Annotated in this window: 12 protein-coding genes and 1 pseudogene; 12 read left to right on the top strand and 1 reads right to left on the bottom strand. The window is 67.8% G+C overall.

The genetic code is table 11. From position 1 onward, the window contains the following. Nucleotides 1-63 precede the first annotated feature (63 nt). From fdnG to ACR4XJ_RS08440, 3 genes and pseudogenes are all read left to right on the top strand, one after another. Nucleotides 64-3,090, top strand: coding sequence for a formate dehydrogenase-N subunit alpha (fdnG, locus tag ACR4XJ_RS08450; RefSeq protein ID WP_434754815.1), 3,027 nt, complete (start codon nucleotides 64-66; stop codon nucleotides 3,088-3,090). A gap of 2 nt (nucleotides 3,091-3,092) precedes the next feature. Continuing rightward, nucleotides 3,093-3,800, top strand: coding sequence for a 4Fe-4S dicluster domain-containing protein (locus ACR4XJ_RS08445; RefSeq protein ID WP_434754814.1), 708 nt, complete (start codon nucleotides 3,093-3,095; stop codon nucleotides 3,798-3,800). A 305-nt stretch (nucleotides 3,801-4,105) separates the two neighbouring features. Then, nucleotides 4,106-4,825 (top strand): annotated as a pseudogene (locus tag ACR4XJ_RS08440) (molybdopterin-guanine dinucleotide biosynthesis protein MobB); the annotation flags it as partial. A gap of 629 nt (nucleotides 4,826-5,454) precedes the next feature. Here ACR4XJ_RS08440 and ACR4XJ_RS08435 read toward each other — a convergent pair. Next, nucleotides 5,455-7,107, bottom strand: a complete 1,653-nt coding sequence (locus tag ACR4XJ_RS08435; RefSeq protein ID WP_434754813.1) for a methyl-accepting chemotaxis protein — start codon at nucleotides 7,105-7,107, stop codon at nucleotides 5,455-5,457. Between the two features lie 293 nt (nucleotides 7,108-7,400). Between ACR4XJ_RS08435 and ACR4XJ_RS08430 the strand changes: the two genes are divergently transcribed. The 9 genes from ACR4XJ_RS08430 to ACR4XJ_RS08390 all read left to right on the top strand — a co-directional run bounded on the left by ACR4XJ_RS08430 (nucleotide 7,401) and on the right by ACR4XJ_RS08390 (nucleotide 16,001). Next, complete coding sequence (locus ACR4XJ_RS08430) at nucleotides 7,401-8,894, top strand: sigma-54 interaction domain-containing protein (protein ID WP_434754812.1); 1,494 nt, start codon at nucleotides 7,401-7,403, stop codon at nucleotides 8,892-8,894. A gap of 53 nt (nucleotides 8,895-8,947) precedes the next feature. Further along, entirely contained in the window at nucleotides 8,948-9,286 is a 339-nt protein-coding gene (locus tag ACR4XJ_RS08425) for a dinitrogenase iron-molybdenum cofactor biosynthesis protein (RefSeq protein ID WP_333505445.1), read from the top strand. A 363-nt stretch (nucleotides 9,287-9,649) separates the two neighbouring features. Continuing rightward, entirely contained in the window at nucleotides 9,650-10,078 is a 429-nt protein-coding gene (locus tag ACR4XJ_RS08420; protein WP_434754811.1) for a histidine kinase, read from the top strand. 164 nt (nucleotides 10,079-10,242) lie between these two features. Beyond that, nucleotides 10,243-10,551 (top strand): hypothetical protein, encoded by a 309-nt coding sequence (locus ACR4XJ_RS08415; protein WP_333505443.1) that lies wholly within the window; start codon nucleotides 10,243-10,245, stop codon nucleotides 10,549-10,551. A 195-nt stretch (nucleotides 10,552-10,746) separates the two neighbouring features. Then, the gene (locus tag ACR4XJ_RS08410) at nucleotides 10,747-12,726 is read left to right on the top strand and encodes a HAMP domain-containing methyl-accepting chemotaxis protein (RefSeq protein ID WP_434754810.1); all 1,980 of its coding nucleotides are present in this window, start codon (nucleotides 10,747-10,749) and stop codon (nucleotides 12,724-12,726) included. A gap of 295 nt (nucleotides 12,727-13,021) precedes the next feature. Then, nucleotides 13,022-13,543, top strand: coding sequence for a chemotaxis protein CheW (locus ACR4XJ_RS08405; protein ID WP_434754809.1), 522 nt, complete (start codon nucleotides 13,022-13,024; stop codon nucleotides 13,541-13,543). Between the two features lie 355 nt (nucleotides 13,544-13,898). Then, entirely contained in the window at nucleotides 13,899-14,210 is a 312-nt protein-coding gene (locus tag ACR4XJ_RS08400) for an ArsR/SmtB family transcription factor (protein ID WP_434755166.1), read from the top strand. A gap of 26 nt (nucleotides 14,211-14,236) precedes the next feature. Continuing rightward, on the top strand, nucleotides 14,237-14,824 hold the full coding sequence (locus tag ACR4XJ_RS08395) for a DUF3124 domain-containing protein (protein WP_434754808.1): 588 nt from the start codon (nucleotides 14,237-14,239) through the stop codon (nucleotides 14,822-14,824). 460 nt (nucleotides 14,825-15,284) lie between these two features. Then, nucleotides 15,285-16,001 (top strand): FadR/GntR family transcriptional regulator, encoded by a 717-nt coding sequence (locus ACR4XJ_RS08390; protein ID WP_434754807.1) that lies wholly within the window; start codon nucleotides 15,285-15,287, stop codon nucleotides 15,999-16,001. Nucleotides 16,002-16,094 lie beyond the last annotated feature (93 nt).

Here is a 16,094-nt window from a genome sequence, read left to right as displayed (position 1 = left end):
CACCGGCGCATCCGCATCCAGGCGCCCTGCGGCAACGGTGTATCCGGTACGCAAGGAGGCAAGATGACTGTCAATCGCAGACAATTTCTCAAGCTGGGCGCGTCGGCCACCCTGGTCAGCGCGTTCGGCGGGCTGGGGATCAGCCTTGCGCCCTCGGTGGCGCGGGCCGAACTCCAGAAACTTCAGTGGGCGAAGCAGACCACCTCGATCTGCTGCTACTGTGCGGTGGGCTGCGGGCTCATCGTCCACACCGCCAAGAATGGCGAGGGCCGCGCCGTCAACGTGGAAGGCGACCCGGACCATCCCATCAACGAAGGCTCCCTGTGTCCCAAGGGCGCGTCCATCTTTCAGCTGGGCGAAAACAACGCCCGCTCGCCCAAGCCCCTGTACCGCGCGCCGAACAGCGGCGAGTGGAAGGAAGTGGAATGGGATTGGGCGCTGACCGAAATCGCCAGGCGCGTCAAGAAGACCCGCGACGAATCCTTCCAGCTGGCCAACGCGGCCGGTGAAACGGTGAACCGGACCGAGGCCATCGCCTCGTTCGGCTCCGCCGCCATGGACAACGAGGAATGCTGGGCCTACCAGGTCATCCTCAGAAGCCTCGGCCTGGTGTTCATCGAACACCAGGCGCGGATCTGACACAGCCCCACTGTACCGGCTCTGGCAGAGTCGTTCGGTCGCGGCGCGATGACGAATCACTGGAACGATCTTGCGAACAGTGATTGTGTGTTGATCATGGGCAGCAACGCTGCCGAAAACCATCCCATTTCCTTCAAGTGGGTGCTGCGCGCGCAGGACAGGGGCGCAACGCTGGTCCACGTGGACCCGCGTTTCACGCGTACTTCCGCAAAGTGCGACATCTACGCCCCCATCCGTTCGGGCGCGGACATCCCCTTCCTTGGCGGGCTCATCAAGTACATCCTCGAAAACAAGCTGTATTTCGAGGAGTACGTGCGCGAGTACACCAACGCCTCGCTCATCGTGGGCGAGAAATTCTCGTTCAAGGACGGCCTGTTCAGCGGCTACGACGCGGACAAGCGCAAGTACGACAAGTCGCAGTGGGCCTTTGAACTGGACGAGAACGGCGTGCCCAGGCGCGATCCGTCGCTGAAGCACCCCCGGTGCGTGTTCAACCTGCTGAAGAAGCACTACGAGCGCTACACCGTGGACAAGGTGGCCGACATCACCGGCACGCCCAAGGACCTGCTGCTGAAGGTCTACAAGGCCTACGCGGCCACGGGCAAGCCGGACAAGGCGGGCACCATCATGTACGCCATGGGCTGGACGCAGCATTCCGTGGGCGTGCAGAACATCCGCGCCATGGCCATGGTGCAGTTGCTGCTGGGCAACATCGGCGTGGCGGGCGGCGGGGTCAACGCGCTGCGCGGCGAATCCAACGTGCAGGGCTCCACCGACCAGGGCCTGCTGGCCCACATCTGGCCCGGCTACAACCCCACGCCCACCACGAAGCAGGCCACGCTCGACGCCTACAACGCGGCCACCCCGCAGTCCAAGGACCCCATGAGCGTGAACTGGTGGCAGAACCGGCCCAAGTACATGGCCAGCTACCTGAAGGCCCTGTACCCGGACCTGGCCCCGGCCGACGCCTACGGCATCATGCCCAAGCTCGATGCGTCCAAGCCCGCCACCTACTACTTCTGGCTGAACATCTTCGACAAGATGGACAAGGGCGACGTGAAGGGCTGCTTCGCGTGGGGCATGAACCCCGCCTGCGGCGGCGCCAACGCCAACAAGAACCGGCGCGCCCTGGGCAAGCTGGACTGGCTGGTGAACGTGAACCTCTTCGAGAACGAGACCTCGTCGTTCTGGAAGGGGCCGGGCATGAAGCCCGAGGAAATCGGCACGGAAGTGTTCTTCCTGCCGTGCGCCGTGTCCATCGAGAAGGAAGGTTCCGTGGCCAACTCCGGCCGCTGGATGCAGTGGCGCTATCGCGGGCCCAAGCCGTGGGGCGAAACCAAGCCCGACGGCGACATCATGCTGGAGATGATGCACAAGATCCGCGACCTGTACGCCAAGGAAGGCGGCGTGCACGCCGACCCCATCCTGAAGCTGAACATCAAAGACTGGGAAGAACACAACGAGTTCTCGCCGGTCAAGACCGCCAAACTGATGAACGGCTACTTCCTGAAGGACACGGAAGTGGGCGGCAAGCAGTTCAAGGCCGGGCAGCAGGTGCCCTCGTTCGCCTTCCTGACGGCGGACGGCTCCACCTGTTCCGGGAACTGGCTGCACGCCGGGTCGTTCACCGACGCGGGCAACCAGATGGCCCGCCGCGACACCGCGCAGACGCCGGAGCAGGCGCGCATCGGCCTGTTCCCCAACTGGTCGTTCTGCTGGCCGGTGAACCGGCGCATCATCTACAACCGCGCCTCGGTGGACAAGACCGGCAAGCCGTGGAACCCGGACAAGGCCGTCATCGAATGGAAGGACGGCAAGTGGGTGGGCGACGTGGTGGACGGCGGCGGCGACCCCGGCGCCAGGCACCCGTTCATCATGCAGACGCACGGCTTCGGCGCGCTGTACGGCCCCGGCCGCGAGGAAGGCCCCTTCCCCGAGCACTACGAACCGCTGGAGTGCCCGGTTTCCAAGAACCCGTTCTCGAAGCAGCTGCACAACCCGGTGGCCTTCAAGATCGAGGGCGAAAAGGCGGCGGTGTGCGATCCGAAGTTCCCCTTCATCGGCACCACCTACCGCGTCACCGAACACTGGCAGACCGGCCTGATGACCCGCCGCTGCGCCTGGCTGGTGGAGGCGGAGCCCGAGATCTTCGCCGAGATCAGCAAGGAACTGGCCAAGCTGCGCGGCATCGGGAACGGCGACCGCGTCAAGGTTTCGAGCCTGCGCGGCTCGCTTGAGGCCGTGGCCATCGTCACCGAACGCATCAGGCCGTACAAGGTCATGGGCGCCGAAATCCATATGGTGGGCCTGCCCTGGCACTATGGCTGGATGGTGCCGCGCAACGGCGGCGACACGGCCAATCTGCTCACGCCGTCGGCGGGCGACCCGAACACCGGCATCCCCGAGACCAAGGCGTTCATGGTCGATATCCGCAAGGTGGGAGGCAAGTAGTCATGGGAAAGATGTTCTTCATCGACCTTACCCGGTGCACCGGCTGCCGTGGCTGCCAGATAGCCTGCAAGCAGTGGAAGAACCTGCCCGCCGAGGAAACCCGCAACACCGGCTCGCACCAGAACCCGCCGGACCTCTCGTACGTCACCCTGAAGACGGTGCGCTTCGAGGAGGGCGTGTTCGACAAGAAGATGGACTGGCTGTTCTTTCCGGAACAGTGCCGTCACTGTGTCGAGCCCCCCTGCAAGGGCCAGGCGGACGTTGACCTTGAAGGCGCGGTGCTCAAGGACGAGGAGACCGGAGCCGTCATCTTCACCGAACTCACCGCCAAGGTGGACGGCGAGATGGTGCGCGCGGCCTGTCCGTACGACATTCCGCGCCGCGACGAGGCCACCGGCCTGCTGTCCAAGTGCGACATGTGCAACGACCGCGTGCAGAACGGCCTGCTGCCCGCCTGCGTGAAGACCTGCCCCACCGGGTGCATGAACTTCGGCGACGAGGCGGACATCATGGCCATGGCGGAACAGCGCCTGGCCGAGGTGAAGAAGAAGCACCCCAACGCCGTCCTTGGCGACCCCGACGACGTGCGCGTGGTGTACCTGTTCCAGCGCGATCCCAAGAGCTACTTCACGCACGCCGTGGCGGAGCTTGAATCCGGCCCGCTTACCCGCAAGCAGCTGTTCGCCAAGCTGTTCCGGGCGCGCGCGTAGCCCGGCGGACATACCCCGGCCCGCCGCGCCGCGTTTTCGGCAAGGCGCGGCGGGCCGATGTTTCCCGTATCATCCCTGCCTCCTTCGGGTGGCGGGGACGGTTCCCGCCTGTCCCCGCCGCGCAACGAGGCACCCTGCGCCGTCCGCCGCGTCCGTGTTCCCCTGCCGGGAAAACGGGCGCGCGGGCGGCGCTCCTTTTTCCGGGACCGGCTTGTGCCGGAACCGGGGCGACGCTAGGATGGAAACCAAAGAGACCACACGCGGAACGGCGCGCGGGACCGCGCGTTGGCCACACCAGTCATACGGAGGACGCCGTGAAGGCAGTGAGCATCATCGGGTTCAAGAATTCGGGCAAGACCACCTGCACCGCGCTGCTGGCCGACGCGCTGGAGGCGCGCGGACTGACCGTGGCCGTTGCCAAGCACACCCACCACAGCCTGGACAAGGCGGAAACCGACACCGCCCGGCTGATGAAGCCGGGGCGCACGGTCATCGGCATCGCCGAGGGCGAGTGCGCGGTGTTCTGGTCCACCCGGCGGCACCTGGCCGACCTGCTGCCGCTGGTGCGGGCCGACGTGCTGCTGGTGGAGGGCGGCAAGAGCCTTGGCTGGCTGCCGCGCGTGCTGTGCCTGCGCGAGGCGGGCGAGGCCCAGGCCCTGGACAGGGGGCTGGCGCTGGCCACCTTCGGCCCGGTGGGCGCGGAAGGGCTGCCCCGGTTCGACGCGGCCAGCGTGGACGCGCTGGCGGAACTGGTGGCCGAACGCGGCTTCGTGCTGCCGGGGCTGGATTGCGGCGCCTGCGGGCAGCAGGACTGTGCCGGGCTCGCCCGCATGGTGGTGGCCCATCAGGCCGCGCCGGGCGACTGCTGTTCCGTGGACGGGCCTCTGTCGGTGACGGTGAACGGGCACCAGTTGGGGCTGAACCCCTTCGTGGCGCGCATCGTGTCCGGCGCGCTGAAGGGCATGCTGGCGGAACTGAAGGGCTATTCGCCGGGGTCGGAAGTGGTCATCCGTCTTGCGGAGTAGGAATTGCCGCCAACGCATGTGCCCACTGCCGGGAGCGTCAGGGGGGGGGTAATATGCCGGGATGATTTGCTAAAAAAATCACGAAAAGCTACGGCGAAATGCTGGACTCCTGCCAGGAACTCGACTAAGCAGGAATTGTGTCTGGTTGGTCGCACAGTTTGCGGGCTGGCCGGTTGTACGTCCCGGCTGCCATGCGCAGCCATGGCGCAGAGAAACGAGAGTACCCGCGTCCCCAACGGCGGGCCGCCGCCCTGCCGGGGACGATTTGAGAGACGAGAACAACGGGGCCAATGCTCCCGGCTCCGCCGATCATGCCTGTCCGGTTCTCCCTCTTGCCCCGAGGGGCCAGGGACGCCCACATCCCTGGCCCCCCCCCTCTTCTCCCCGCCGCCCCTTTCGTGACGGCGCGAAGTTCCGAATCGCCCTGCCTCCACACGGCGAATCCGCCCTTCGCCCGGCCCGGCATGTCGGCAGTCCCGGACCGGTTCGCGACAGGCGGTGCGCGTCCGCCGCTTCCCGGTTTCGCTCCGGCGGAACAGGCGAGACGACGCAGGACAGGCCCGGCGCTCAACGCGCCGGGCCTGTTGCCTTTTCCGGATCCCGGTAGCGGGTGCCGCGTGCGCCCGATATCAGCGCTTGCTTCCGTCCATCTGCTGGATGATGGTGCGCAGCCGCCCGGCCATGGCGGCCAGGGCGCGCACGGCCTCGCTGGCCGCCTCCATGCCCCGCGCCGATTCGGCGGCCACGTCGTTGACCTCGGTGACGGCGCGGCTGATCTGGTCCGACGCGGCCGACTGCTCTTCGCTGGCGGCGGCGATGGACTGCACCTGCCCGGCGGTGTTGTCCGCGAACTCCACGATGCGCCGCAGCGCCCCGCCCGATTCGTCGGCCAGCCCGGTGGCGTCGCCCACGGCCTGGGTGGCCGTGTCCATGTTGCTCACGTTGCGCTGGGCGGCGGTCTGGATGGCCGAGATGCGCGTTTCCACTTCCTTGGTGGCGTTGGTGGTCTTTTCGGCCAGCTTGCGCACCTCGTCGGCGACCACGGCGAATCCCCGTCCGGCGTCGCCCGCGCGGGCCGCCTCGATGGCCGCGTTCAGCGCCAGCAGGTTGGTCTGGTCCGCGATTTCGTTGATGACGTTGATGACCTCGCCGATGGATTCGGCGTCGCGCCCCAGCGACTGCATGTCCGCGCGCAGGCGGGTGGCTATCTCGTGCACGCGCGAAATGGACCGCCCGGCGTTTTCCACCACCTGCGCGCCCTTCTGGGCCTCTTCGCGGGTGGACCTGGAGGCGTCGGCGGCCAGGGTGGCGTTGCGGGCGATTTCCATGACCGTGGCGTTCATCTGGTCCATGGCGGTGGCGGTCTCGGCCATGCGGGCGCGCTGCACCTCGGCCCCGGCGCTGACCTGCTGGGTCTGGGCGGCCAGTTCCTGCGAGGCGTCGGTAAGGTCGCCCGCGATGGCGGCGGCCTCTCCGGCCACGCGGCGCATGGTTTCCACCAGCGCGCTCACTTCCTGCTCGCGCGCGGTGGCCGCCTGCATGGCGGTGCGGGCCTGCTCGGCCTGGTGGCTGGCCTCCTGGCCCTTGGCGGAACAGTCGTTCAGGGTTTCCTTCAACCGGCCGACCATGGCGGTCAGGTCGTCGCGCAGCAGGCCGAACTCGCCCGCCAGGTTGCCGCTGGCCGTGGCGTCCAGCCTGCCTGCCGCCACCTCGCGCGAGAAGGACTGCAAGGCGGCCAGCGAACGGGTGATGCCCGAGATCACGGCCAGCACGAACAGGGTGATCAGCACGCCCATGCCCGCCTCGATGACCGTGTTCACCGTCTTGACCAGGCCGGAAATCTCGTCGGCCTTTTCCTCGTAGGCCTTGCGGATGTCGGCCAGCGCCGGTTCCACGGACCGCCCGGCCTGGATCATGGCGTCGGTTTCGGTCACCGTGCGGAACACCTCGTCCAGAGAGGCGTTGTAGCGGGCCAGGGTGGACCGGCCCTTGTCGCACATGGCCGCGTTGCCGGGGTCGGCCGCCGCGATGCGTTGCAGCAGCGAATCCACCGTGGTGATGTGCTTGCGGGTCTTGTCCGCCCACTGCTGTTCCTTGCGCATGAGGAAGTTCTTTTCCTGCCGGCGGGCCTGCAACAGCTCCGTGTTGGCGTCCACGGCCAGGGCCCGCAGTTCCAGGGCCCGCTCGACCTTGGCCGAGCCCACCCAACTGGCGGCCACGATGGCGGCCAGGGCCACGAGAACGGAAGCGAGCAGCAGGTACAGTCTGGTCTTGATCCCCATGAAGGTGCTCCTCATTTGAAAACGGCGTCGACGGCGGCACTGCCCCCTGCGGTGTGCGCTCGCGGTGCGTCGGTTCAGGATCAGGGCAGGAGCAAGCTTCGTTCCATAATTCACATATCGTTGTAGCCCTGTTATTTCAATATGTTGTATGTTTTATGCAAGGTCCTGCTTGCTCCGGTGCGGTGAATGGGCTAGCCTTGTGAAAGATTTTGCAACGTTTTGCATCGTTGTTGTTTCGCACACCGGCCAGGGTGGGGAGCGGGGCAACGGACCCCAAGGGAACGGGAGCGGTGATGGCCGAGGGAGCGGGGCAGGGCATGGGCGCGGCGCTGGTGCCGCTGTTGCAGGGGCTGTTCGACCAGCCGGTGGCGGCGCGCACCCTGCTGGATCGCATTCCCCTGCCGCTGGCGCTGGTTTCGGCCGAGCGGCGGGTGATATTCCTGAACCAGGCCGCCTGCGCCCTTACGGCCATGTCGCGCGAGCGGGCCCAGAACCTGCCGTGCCGCTACGTGTTTCGGTGCAGCCTGTGCACCGGCGGCTGCCCGCTGGACGTGGTGGACAAGTCGCCCCCGGCCGCCGTGGCCCCGGTGGCGCGCGAGGCGGACATCGTCAACGCCGACCGGGCGCGCATCCCCGTGCGGGTGACCTGCGGCGCGCTGACCGCCCCCGACGGCAGCCGGGTGGGCTATTTCGAAACGCTGGAGGATCTGCGCCTGTTCCGCCCGGCCGAGGCCCGGCCCGAATGGCCGCAGGGCTTCGGCGACATGCTGGGGCACAGCCCCGAGATGGAGCGGGTGTTCCGGCTGCTGCCCGGCATCGCCCAGACCGATTCCTCGGTGCTGGTCACCGGAGAGACGGGCACCGGCAAGGACCTGCTGGCCGAGGCGGTGCACAACGCCTCCAGCCGGGCCAAGGGGCCGTTCGTCAAGGTGAACTGCGGCGCGCTGCCGGAAAGCCTGCTGGAATCGGAACTGTTCGGGCACCAGAAGGGCGCCTTTACCGGGGCGTCGGAGAACAAGCCCGGCCGGTTCCGGCTGGCCCACAACGGCACGCTGTTCCTCACCGAGGTGGGCGACCTGCCCCTGCCGTTGCAGGTCAAGCTGCTGACCTTTCTGGACGACAAGATCATCCACCCGCTGGGCTCCACGCGCGGGGTGCACGTGGACGTGCGCATCATCGCCGCCACCCACCGCGACCTGCGCCACATGGTGCGCGAGGGGCGCTTTCGGGAAGACCTGCTGTACCGCCTGAACGTCGTCCGGTTCCACCTGCCGCCCCTGCGCGAGCGGGGCGACGACGTGTCCCTGTTCCTGGCGCACTACCTCAAGGTGTACGCGGGCATGTTCGGCAAGCGGCTGGCCGGGTTCACCCCGGCGGCGGAGCGGGCGCTGCTGCGCCACGCCTACCCCGGCAACGTACGCGAGGTGCGCAACATCGTGGAATACTGCGTCAATGTCTGCCAGGACACCCATGTGGACCTGCCGCACCTGCCCCGCTACCTGCTGGAGGAAACCGGCGAGCCCGATGGCCCCGATCACGGGGGCGGCCAGGACGGCACGGGCGGCGCCGGGCCGGTGGGCAAGGGCGGGGGCGCGGTTGCGTCTCCGGAATTCCCGGCCGTGGACGATGATGCGCGGGCCGACGCCACGTGGGCCGAGGCGGAGCGCCGCCTGATCATGGATGCCCTGGTGCGGGCGCGCGGGCGGCGTGGCGCGGCGGCGGCGGAACTGGGCTGGGCCCGCACCACGCTGTGGCGCAAGATGCGCCAGTACGGGCTGGACAGATGAGCGGCGCCACGGGCAACGCAACGCCGCCAAGGGCGGCCGCCAGGGAGAACGCCATGCGCGGCAACGTGCTCGTGGCCCTGCACCGCGATGCGGTGGCCCCCCGGTTCGACCGGGCCACCGAGGCGTGGCTGGGCCGCATCGACGGCGAGGGCGGGCTGGCCCGCTCGCGCACCATGGTGCTGGCCAGCGCCACGGCCGAGGAATTGTGCCGGATCATCCTGACCGAGAACGTCACCACCGTGGTCTGCTGCGGCATCGAGCAGGAATTCCACGACTATCTCACCTGGAAGCGCATCACCGTGCTGGACGGTGTGGTGGGCGGGCGCGACGCGGTCATCGGGGCGCTGCTGGCGGGCACCCTGAAGGCCGACGCCGTTCTGGGCGGGGTGTAGCGCCCGCGCCGGGGCGTGTTCTTCAGTTTCTTCACGCGTTCCTTTTCTCCACGTGCTCCTTTCGCGTGCGTTCCCTGCGCCGCGCCGATGATGCAAAGTGTTGCATAATGATGCGTGGCGCGCTCTTTCGGGCGCGCATCCGCCGCAGGCGGGCAGGCCAACGCGAAGTATGCGGTCGCCAACATGCCGCGACAATGCGGGAAATGCAGCTGGAACGAGCCTTGCTATCGTTTTCACGAGGCATTGCCGTATGCGCGCGTGAGCACTGTCTTCAACCTGCAACCCCCGCCCGGCGACGGGCGACGACATGTCCGGGCCGGATGTCGCTTCCGGCCGGGACAACGGGACAAGGGCCGGTGCATCATGTGGATGACCTCGGTGCTGGTGTTCGATACCGATACCGCCTTCGCCCGGCACGTGGCCGAACTGCTGGGCGGCGGCGGCAGCGCCTGCGTGGTGGCGGCGGAGCCCGACGACGCCCGCCGCCTGCTGGCCACGGGCGGGTTCAGCGTCTTCGTGTTCGGCTGCGCCGAAGGGCCGCCCTGCCCGCTGGGCCTGCTGGATTCGGCGCGGCGGCTGGCCCCGCACATGGGGGTCATCCTGATGGTCCGCCCCGACCAGGTGCGGCTTTCCATCCAGTGCATGAAGCGGGGCATCGACGACGACATCCTGATTCCCTTCGACATGGACTCCATGCTGCGCAAGGTGGCCTCGGTGGCGCAGCGCCGCCGTCTGGCGCCCGCGCCGCAGGCCACGGGGCGCGGCGCGCCCGGCCCGCGCGACGCATCCTGAGGGCGGTGTTGCGGCCCTGCGGCGGCATTGTCCCGCTCCGGCGTATAGACTCGCGGATGGGGCCGCATCGGCGCGTTTTCCTGCATTCGCTTGCGTCTGCGGGCCCTGCGGCGTAGGGTGTGACGCCCGGCGTCGCCGGGTATCACAGGAGAACGCGACGAAATATGAACCCACGTGTACTTGTGGCCCTCAGGAAATTTCTGAAGATTGCCGATCATACTCCCGGCAGGCTGCGGCTCAAGGTGGACCTCGCCGTCCTCCGGCATCCGGCCGCCGCGCAGTTGCGCGCCCTGACGCCCGAAACGTGGCCGGGCCTGCGCGGGACACGCTTCGACGTGTTCACCTCCACGCTCACGCTGGACTACGATCCGGGGGTGCTGCCGGGGGAACTGTTCGAGGAACTGCTGGCCACGGCCGACGAGGACCGGGCCGCGCTGCTTGCGGAAAGGCTGTGCGGCGCCACGTCCGCCTGACCGCAACGGGGAAAATCATGTCGCGCAAGCGGGGGCATGACTAGGCTGGACAGGCTGCGTGGGCTGCCTGGGCAGAACGGGGCTGGGGTTGGTTGCAGTGGGCCGGATTGGGCACCGTGCCCGCCAGCGTGCGGAATGGGCGGGGCTGCCGGCCCGTGACGCCGTGACGTCAACGTTCCGGACGGGAGAAGACACATGACGCTCGCCAAGAAGCTGATTCTGGGATTCGGTCTTGTTCTTGTGCTGCTGGTGGCGATGGGAGCCATTTCCTACAAGGCGCTGTCGGACGCCACCTTCGGCTTCACGGACTACCGGCGCACGGCACGCGGTTCGCTCATGAGCGGGGGCATCATGACCCACATGCTGCAAATGCGCCTTGGCGTGCTGAGCTACATGAACACCTCGTCCGAGGCGGCCCTGCGCACCTACGAGGAAGCCCGCGCGGAACTGGCCAAGGGCCTGGACGAGGCCGACAAGACCATCAGGAATCCCGACCGCCGCAAGCATCTGGCCACCGTGGCCGAGGCCCTTGCCCAGTACACCGACGGCATGGCCGAACTGCGCAAGCACGACCAGGCGCGCCTGGTGGAAATCAGCGCCCTGAACGCCATGGGCCCGCAACGCGTGCAGGCCCTTGCCCAACTGGCGGAAGCGGCCCAGCGCGAAGGCGACACGGTGGGCGCCGCACGGGCCGAGGCGGTCATCCGCGCCATGCTGGAACTGCGCGTGACCGTGGTCAAGATGATGGCCGACACCGACGTCAAATGGCTGGAACAGGCCAAGCAGGATGCCGTGCAGGTGGGCGAGTCCTTCAACCGGCTGGTGGCGGACGTGCGCAACCCCGTGCTGCGTGACCGGGCGCGCGAGTTGCACCAGCAGCGCACCGACTATTTTTCGGCGTTCGAGCGCATGTCCGCCGCGGCCCTGAAGCGCGACGCCGTGTTCAACGACCGCCTGGTCAAGCTGGGCCCGGCCATCGCCCAGGCTTGCGACGCCATCCAGAGCAGCTACGAAACGGAACAGCGCGAGATCGGGCCGCGCGTGCAGGCGGCCAACGAGCAGGCCCAGTTGCTGACCGGGGGCATCGCCGTGGTGGCCGTGGTTGCGGGCGTGTTCATCTCGTGGCTGCTGATCCGGGTGGTCATGGCCCAACTGGGCGCGGACCCGGCGGCGCTGGGCGCCGTCACCCGGCGCATCGCCGCCGGCGACCTGGACGTGTCCTTCGACGCGGGCGGCGGCAGGCTGCGCGGCGTGTACGCCGACATGAAGGAGATGGTGGACGGCCTCGTCTCGGTGATCACCGAGGTGCGCTCGGGCGCGGAAAACGTGGCCTCGGGCAGCGAAGAGCTTTCCGCCTCGGCCGAAACCCTGTCGCAGGGCGCTACGGAACAGGCCGCATCCATAGAAGAGATATCCTCGTCCATGGAAGAGATGGCGTCCAACATCCGCCAGAACATGGAAAACGCCCGCCAGACCGAGACCATCGCCGTGCAGGCCGCCAACGACGCCGAAGGGGGCGGCAAGGCCGTGGGCGATACCGTGGGCGCCATGCGCGAGATCGCGGCCAAGATATCCATCATCGAGGAAATCGCCCGCCAGACCAACCTGCTGGCGCTGAACGCGGCCATCGAGGCGGCCCGCGCCGGTGAACACGGCAAGGGCTTTGCCGTGGTGGCGGCCGAGGTGCGCAAGCTGGCCGAACGCAGCGGCGAGGCGGCGGCCGAGATCAGCGAGCTTTCGTCGTCCAGCGTGGCCGTGGCCGAGCATGCCGGAGAAATGCTGACCAAGATGGTGCCGGGCATCCGCCGCACCGCCGAACTGGTGCAGGAGATCGCCGCCGCCAGCAACGAGCAGAACGTGGGCGCGGAACAGGTCAACAAGGCCATCGCCCAGCTCGACCAGGTCATCCAGCAGAACGCCTCGGCCTCGGAGGAAATGGCCTCCACGTCCGAAGAACTTTCCAGCCAGGCCGAGCAGTTGCAGGCCACCGTCTCGCGCTTCCGCGTGGCCTCGCTGGACGGGGGCGTGACGCGCGCGCCGCGCCGGACCCAGTCCCCGGGGGCCCAGCGCGCCGTGGCGGCCCAGGCGCCGCGCAAGGCGGTGTCCGGCAAGGGCGGCAACATCGCCCTGGACATGGGCGCGGATGCGGACGACAGCGAGTTCGAGCGCTTCTAGGGGCTGTTTCTAACTTAGGATTTTCGTTCGTTGGCAAGGAAAACAAGCCTGCCATGAGGGAGCATGCCTCAGCCGTTAGGCGAGCTTGCGAGTCTTACGGATGAGGACCGCAGCGCGCTCTTATCGTATTTGACCGAAAGGGCAGACGAAGTTTGACCGCGTTGCGCTCGATGCCCGTAACACTCGCAAGCTCGCGTAACGGGCACGCTTCGCGCCCTTCGGGTCGGTCAGCCAACGGGCGAAAGGACAATTTAGAAACAGCCCCTAGCGCTTGGCACTTTCAGGAGGCAGCATCATGTACGAGACCAGCCAGTATCTTACCTTCACCCTTGGTGAAGAGGTGTTCGCGCTGGACATAAGCACCGTGCGCGAAGTGCTGGAACTGACCGCCATCACGCGCATTCCCCGCACGCCGGAATTCATGCGCGGGGTCATCAACCTGCGCGGGCGCGCCGTGCCCGTGCTGGAGTTGCGGCGCAAGTTCGGCATGGAGCCGGTGGCCGACACCGTGAGCACGTGCATCATCATCGTGGAGGCCGAACTGGAAGGCGAGGGGGCCGTCATCGGCGCGCTGGTGGATTCGGTGCGCGAGGTCATCGAGATCCCGGCCGAGGCCATCGAGCCCGCGCCGCGCATGGGCACCGCCGTGCGCCAGGACTTCATCAGGGGCATGGGCCACCGCAACGACGGCTTCGTGATCATCCTGGACGGCAACCGCATCTTCTCGGTGGAGGAATTGGCCGCCACCGGGGCGCTGCCGGGCGAGGACGCGGCCCCCGTGGCCGCCACGGCCGGTGGCGACGGCGCGCCCCTGTAGCACGCCGGAACGGCGCACACGCGGGATACACAACGGGCCGGACGCATGCGTCCGGCCCGTTTTTTGTCTGGCCTATTTTTTCGTTTGGCCGCGCTTCCGTGCCGCATGGGTCGGGTGCCGCCGGGATGGCCTTGCGTCGCCCCGGTGTTCCGGGTAGCCTTGCGTACACCCGCAACGGGCGGCACGCCGCCACAGGAGTCAGCAACCGGTGAGCGCCACAGACGCCACGCAATCCACCAGTTCCGGTGCAGGTTCCCGCCCCGGACGCACCAGCGCCCGCAAGGCCGACTGCGCGCCCGGTGCCGATTTCGACGACGCCCCGGTATGCCAGCAACACTGCGAGCATGCCGACGTCATCGCGCGGGTGCGCGCCCGGCTGGCCCCGGACGAGGACATGGCCGAACTGGCCGCCACCTTCCGGCTGCTGGGCGACCGCACCCGGGTGCGCATCCTGGAGGCGTTGGCCTGCGACGAGTTGTGCGTGTGCGACCTGGCCGCCGTGGTGGGGCACAGCCAGTCCGCCGTCTCGCACCAGTTGCGCCTGCTGCGCGCGGCCAAACTGGTGCGCGTGCGCCGCGACGGCAAGAACGCCTTCTACACCCTGGACGACGACCACGTGCGCGACCTGTTCCGCCAGGCGCTGGATCACGTGCAGGAAAGCCGCTGACCCGGCGGGGCAAGGAGCATTTTTCCATGTCCCAGTTGTCCCAGCTGTCCCGGACATTCCGCCCCGCCGTGCCCCGGCCCTCGGCCGCCCGCCCGCGCGGGCTTGCCCTGCGCGTGGCCGCCTGCCTTGCGCTGTGCTGCGGCCTTGCCGCGCTGCCCGTGCCCGCGCGGTACCTGCCGACGCCGGCTCCGTCCATCCTGCCCGGCGAGGCCCGGGCGGAGATGAACGTGGGCCAGACCATCTACGTGCCGGTATATTCCTCGGTGGTGTACGGCAACCGGGGTCGCGCCCTGAACGTCACCGCCATGCTCTCGGTGCGCAACACCGACCAGCGCGTGCCCATCACCCTGATGGAGGTGCGCTACGTGGACGAGCACGGCCAGACGGTGCGCAACTACCTGGACGGGCCGCGCCAACTGCCCCCGCTGGGTTCCGCCCGGTTCGTGGTGGAGGAATTGGACACCCTGGGCGGTTCAGGCCCCGCCTTCCTCGTGGTGTGGCGCGCCGCCGCGCCGGTGTCGCAGCCCCTGGCCCAGGGGGTGATGCTTGGCGCCATGTCGTCGCAGGGCATTTCATTCATTACCGAGGGGAAGGTGGTCGGCGGCGTGAGGTGACCGTCGGCGCAAGGGGCTTTTTGTTTCTGGCTACGTCATAACGATTTTTCATTCCGGTCACGTACCAAAGAAGTACGCGTTGCTGTCGCCATCCGTAACATTCGCGCTGCGCGCTCATGTAACGGCTGCCGCGTTCCCTCCATGAAAAAAAACGTTCTTCCTTGCCAGAGAACAAAAATCCCTCTTGCGCCGCGAGACCAATCTGGCGCGGTTTTGCCCTAGAGGTGGGAGTGCATATTTTTGGTGAATCGCGCGGTCCTTCGGGGCCGCGCGTTTCGTTTTTCACTCGCGCAACCGCACCGAACCACACCGCAACCGCGCTGTATCGCCCGCCGTGCTCCGTCCGGCGCGGATTTTCGTTGACAGCGGGGGCACGTTCGGGTGAATTGGTTCAACCAGTGAATGGTTGTACCAATTTTCCGGCCATTCGCGCATCCCACTGCCCCGGGAGGGCCGTTGCGTGAAAGCGCAGATGACCCCCGCCTTCAAGCCCGCGCGCCGCATCCGCCTGCACGAGGAAATCGTGGGGCAGATCCGCGACCTCATCGAGAAGGGCGAACTGAAATCCGGCGACAAGCTGCCCCCCGAACGCCGCCTGGCCGAGCTGTTCGGGGTGTCGCGGCATTGCGTGCGCGAGGCCATCCGGTCGCTGGAGCAGCAGCGCATCGTCACCAGCCGCCTCGGCGACGGCACCTACGTGCTGGACGACACCGAAGAGACGCTCATCGAACCCCTGGCCGCCATCATCGAACAGCGCCGCGCCAAGCTGCGCGAGGTGCTGGAATTCCGCCGCCTGCTCGAACCGCAAATCGCCGCGCTGGCCGCGGCCCACGTCAGCGACGGCGACCTCGCGGCCCTGCGCCGCGCCCTGGACGCCCAGATCGCCGAGATAGACGGTGGCAACACCGGGTCCGACGCCGACGTGGAATTCCACATGATCATCGCCCGCGCCACCCGCAACACGGTGGTGCAGGAAGTGCTGACGCGCCTGCACGACATCCTCAGCGACAGCCGCGACTTCACCTTGCAGACCGAAGACCGCCGCCAGTGGGCCGTTTCGACCCACGCCAACATCCTCGCCGCCATGGAGGCGCGCGACCCCCAGGCGGCCTTCCGGGCCATGCACGAACATATTCTGCACGTCGAGGAGATAGCCCTCGAATGGTCGGGGGAATGACCCCCCATGGGCAACCAGGCATGACCACGCAGGCGGCACTACCACTCAACGCGCGCTCCGGCGCATCCGGCGCACCCGGAGTTTCCGGCGCGC

This window comes from Nitratidesulfovibrio sp. D1 (genome assembly GCF_051133415.1).
Lineage (GTDB): Bacteria > Desulfobacterota > Desulfovibrionia > Desulfovibrionales > Desulfovibrionaceae > Cupidesulfovibrio.
The sequence above is the reverse complement of the archived record's forward strand: the minus strand, read 5'-3'. Positions and strand labels throughout refer to the sequence as shown.

Coding starts and splice junctions, on each gene's coding strand:
- ACR4XJ_RS08445 (WP_434754814.1), top strand. CDS start 3,093: ATGGGAAAGATGTTCTTCATCGACCTTACCCGGTGCACCGGCTGCCGT.
- ACR4XJ_RS08435 (WP_434754813.1), bottom strand. CDS start 7,107: ATGGGGATCAAGACCAGACTGTACCTGCTGCTCGCTTCCGTTCTCGTG.
- ACR4XJ_RS08430 (WP_434754812.1), top strand. CDS start 7,401: ATGGCCGAGGGAGCGGGGCAGGGCATGGGCGCGGCGCTGGTGCCGCTG.
- ACR4XJ_RS08425 (WP_333505445.1), top strand. CDS start 8,948: ATGCGCGGCAACGTGCTCGTGGCCCTGCACCGCGATGCGGTGGCCCCC.
- ACR4XJ_RS08420 (WP_434754811.1), top strand. CDS start 9,650: ATGTGGATGACCTCGGTGCTGGTGTTCGATACCGATACCGCCTTCGCC.
- ACR4XJ_RS08415 (WP_333505443.1), top strand. CDS start 10,243: ATGAACCCACGTGTACTTGTGGCCCTCAGGAAATTTCTGAAGATTGCC.
- ACR4XJ_RS08410 (WP_434754810.1), top strand. CDS start 10,747: ATGACGCTCGCCAAGAAGCTGATTCTGGGATTCGGTCTTGTTCTTGTG.
- ACR4XJ_RS08405 (WP_434754809.1), top strand. CDS start 13,022: ATGTACGAGACCAGCCAGTATCTTACCTTCACCCTTGGTGAAGAGGTG.
- ACR4XJ_RS08395 (WP_434754808.1), top strand. CDS start 14,237: ATGTCCCAGTTGTCCCAGCTGTCCCGGACATTCCGCCCCGCCGTGCCC.